General features: G+C 64.5%; 3 protein-coding genes and 2 pseudogenes. 2 read left to right on the top strand and 3 right to left on the bottom strand.

Going from position 1 to position 3,217, the window contains the following annotated elements; genetic code table 11:
* Positions 1–46 precede the first annotated feature (46 nt).
* Both leuD and leuB read left to right on the top strand, forming a co-directional pair.
* Positions 47–669: pseudogene (gene leuD, locus JCM25156_RS24000) on the top strand (3-isopropylmalate dehydratase small subunit).
* Positions 670–744: 75 nt separating this feature from the next.
* Positions 745–1,863, top strand: coding sequence for a 3-isopropylmalate dehydrogenase (gene leuB / locus JCM25156_RS12060; RefSeq protein WP_034959569.1), 1,119 nt, complete (start codon positions 745–747; stop codon positions 1,861–1,863).
* 87 nt (positions 1,864–1,950) lie between these two features.
* Here leuB and JCM25156_RS12055 read toward each other — a convergent pair whose 3' ends face one another.
* The 3 genes and pseudogenes from JCM25156_RS12055 to JCM25156_RS31140 all read right to left on the bottom strand — a co-directional run.
* Positions 1,951–2,688, bottom strand: coding sequence for a response regulator (locus tag JCM25156_RS12055; protein ID WP_025813259.1), 738 nt, complete (start codon positions 2,686–2,688; stop codon positions 1,951–1,953).
* A 64-nt stretch (positions 2,689–2,752) separates the two neighbouring features.
* Positions 2,753–3,034 carry a MarR family winged helix-turn-helix transcriptional regulator gene (locus tag JCM25156_RS31145; RefSeq protein ID WP_242402626.1) on the bottom strand — a complete coding sequence of 94 codons (282 nt, stop codon included), beginning with the start codon at positions 3,032–3,034 and terminating at the stop codon, positions 2,753–2,755.
* A pseudogene (locus JCM25156_RS31140) lies at positions 2,962–3,217 on the bottom strand (hypothetical protein); the annotation flags it as partial. The pseudogene JCM25156_RS31140 and the gene JCM25156_RS31145, both read right to left, overlap by 73 nt.

The following is a 3,217-nucleotide window of genomic DNA, read 5'->3' as shown; positions in this document are numbered from 1 at the left end:
CGCCGCCGTGACCGGAACCTGACTGATGTGCGGGAGCTGATCTGAGATGGATAAATTCACCGTTCTTACCGGCATCGCGGCCCCCCTGCCGGAAGAGAATATCGATACCGACAAGATCATTCCGGCGCGGTTCCTGAAAACCACCAAGCGCTCCGGTCTGGGCGTCAATGCCTTCGACAGCATGCGCTATCGGCCCGATGGTTCGGAAAACCCGGATTTCGTGCTGAATCAGGAGCCGTACCGCAAGGCGGAAATCCTGATCACGTTCGATAACCTTGCTGCGGCTCATCGCGCGAACATGCGCCGTGGGCGCTGCTGGATTTCGGGATCCGCTGCGTGATCGCGCCATCCTTTGCCGATATTTTCCATAACAACTGTTTCAAGAACGGTATCCTGCCCATCGTGCTGCCGCGCGCGGTGTGTGTGCAGTTGATGGCCGACGCCCGTATGGGCGGCAACGCACGTCTTACGATCGACCTGCCCCGGCAGGTGGTGATCCGGCCCGATGGCAGCGAAGTGCCCTTCGAGGTCGATCCCCTGCGCAAGAAACTGCTGCTGGAAGGGCTGGATGACATCGGCCAGACCCTGCAGCATGAAAAGGCGATCGAGACCTTTGAGACGGTACGCGCGCAGGCGCAGCCGTGGATTCCCCGTATCGTTCTGGATTAGGGAACCGGGTGGCGATCGCCGCCCGCAGTACGGGACAGATCATTCAGCAACCAGATTATCCGGATGGGAAACCTCATGTCCGCACCCAAGAAGCTCCTTGTCCTGCCAGGCGATGGCATCGGGCCTGAAATCATGCGCGAGGCCCGGCGCATCATCGACTGGATGGCGCAGGCGCGCGGTATCCGCTTTGATGTGAGCGAGGATCTTGTGGGCGGCGCGTCGCTGGCGGTGCATGGCCAGCCCATCACGCAGGAAGTGATCGACGCGGCGCGGGCGGCGGATGCCGTGCTGTTCGGCTCGGTCGGTGATCCGGCATGGGCCTCCGCCGGGTTCGACCGCAGGCCGGAGATCGCGATTCTCAAGCTGCGGCAGGAACTTGGCCTGTTCGCCAACCTGCGCCCGGCCAAGGTGTTCAATTCGCTGGTGGACGCCAGCACGCTCAAGCCCGATGTGGTGCGTGGGCTCGACATCATGATCGTGCGTGAGACGGTGGGCGGCATCTATTTCGGCGCGCCGCGCGGTATCGAGACCCTGCCCGATGGCTCGCGCCGCGGCATCAATACCGAAGTCTATACCACGGCGGAAATCGAGCGTGTCGCCCGCGTCGCCTTCGATCTGGCCCGCAAGCGCGACAACCGGGTGTGCTCGGTTGAAAAATGCAACGTGATGGAAAGCGGCCTGCTGTGGAAAGAGGTCGTGACCGACCTGCATGCCCGTGAATACGCGGATGTGGAACTGACCCACATGCTGGCCGATAACTGCGCGATGCAGATGGTGCGCAACCCGCGCCAGTTCGATGTGATCGTGACCGGCAACCTGTTTGGCGACCTGCTGTCCGATCTGGCGTCGATGCTGACCGGCAGCCTTGGCATGCTGCCTTCCGCCACGCTGGGCGCGCGGGGCGAGGACGGTCGCCTGCCCGCGCTGTATGAGCCGATCCATGGCAGCGCGCCCGATATTGCCGGGCAGGGCAAGGCCAATCCGCTGGCGCAGATTCTCTCTTTCGCCATGCTGCTGCGTTATTCCTTCGATATGAAGACGGAAGCGGCGCTGGTTGAAACGGCTGTTTCCAATGTGCTGGACAAGGGCCTGCGCACGCCCGACATCATGAGCGCGGGCAGGACGGAAGTGAACACCGATGGCATGGGCACCGCCGTGCTGGCGGAACTGGAGCGGCTGAACAGCGCCGCCTGAACCGTCGCGCGCGGACATAGGTGACAGCAAGCGGGCTGGCATGAGGGATCATGCCAGCCCGTTCTGATTCCTGTCTGGAACGGCTTCCTAAAGGCCCGGCTTGAGGACGTAGCCCTTGCCCCGCACGGTCTGCAGGTAGCGCGGTTCGCGCGGGTCCGGCTCGATCCGGCGGCGCAGGCGGGTGACCTGCACGTCCACGGCGCGTTCCCCGATTTCCTCCATGTCCAGCGTGGCGGCGATGTCGGTGCGTGAGAGGATTTCGTTCGGATGGCGCGCCAGAACCGAAAGCAGGGCCGATTCGCCACCGGTCAGGTGCACGACTCCCTCCGCATTGGACAGGAGGCCCCGCACCGGGTCGAATTCCAGATCGCCCATCCGCACGATGCGCAGGTTGTTGCTGGGCGCGGGCGGGACGAAGTGGCGCAGGTGCGCCTTGAGCCGCAGCAGCAGTTCGCGTGGCTCGAACGGTTTGGCCAGATAATCGTCCGCCCCGGCCTCAAGCCCGATGATCCGGTCTTCCGGCTCGCCCCGCGCGGTCAGCAGCAGGATGGGAAAATGCAGTTTCTCACGCCGCAGTTCGCGTGTCAGTTCCAGCCCGTTTTCCCCCGGCATGGTGATGTCAAGGACCAGCGCGTCGGGCTGCATGAAGCCCAGCACCTGACGCGCCTCCTGCGCGGACGACGCGGCGCTGACGCGAAAGCCCTGTTCGCTCAGGTAGCGTTGTAGCAGGCGGCGCAGCCGGGGGTCATCATCCACCACCACCACGTGCGCGTCCACGATCATGCTGTCATGGGGCAGGGATGCGTCACAGGCTGTCTGGATCATGTGGAACTCCGGTCTGGAGGATGGTGGGCCTCGGTGGATACGCTGGCGGCATCCGATTCGTCTATCAGCCCCGCATGACCCGGCGGAAACCGTCCACCGCCTTGCCGCCCGCCTTGCGATACACCCGCAGCAGGACTTCACGTTGCAGGGAAAACAGCCGGTTTTCAATCTCCGCCCCGCGCGGGCTGAGGTAAAGCCGCCGCCGCCGCCTGTCTTCGGGCGCGGTTTCGTGCCGGATGAGGCCCATGGCCAGCAGTTCGCCCAGCACGCGGCTCATGCTCTGCTTGGTGATGCCCAGCGTCTCCAGCAGCGCGCCCACGGCGATGCCGGGCTGAAGCGCCACCACCTGCATGATGCGGTGATGCGCGTGCCCCAGCCATATTCGTGCAGGCTGACGTCAATCATTCCCGTAAAGGCCCGACAGGCCAGCATGAGCAGTTCCTGCGCCTGGCGCATGTCCTCATCGCGCAGGAACAGGAGTTCCACTCCCGCCCCCGCGGCGCGGGGCGGGCAGGGGACGGGCGGGTGG

It is taken from the genome of Komagataeibacter kakiaceti JCM 25156, assembly GCF_000613305.1.
The sequence above is the reverse complement of the archived record's forward strand: the minus strand, read 5'-3'. Positions and strand labels throughout refer to the sequence as shown.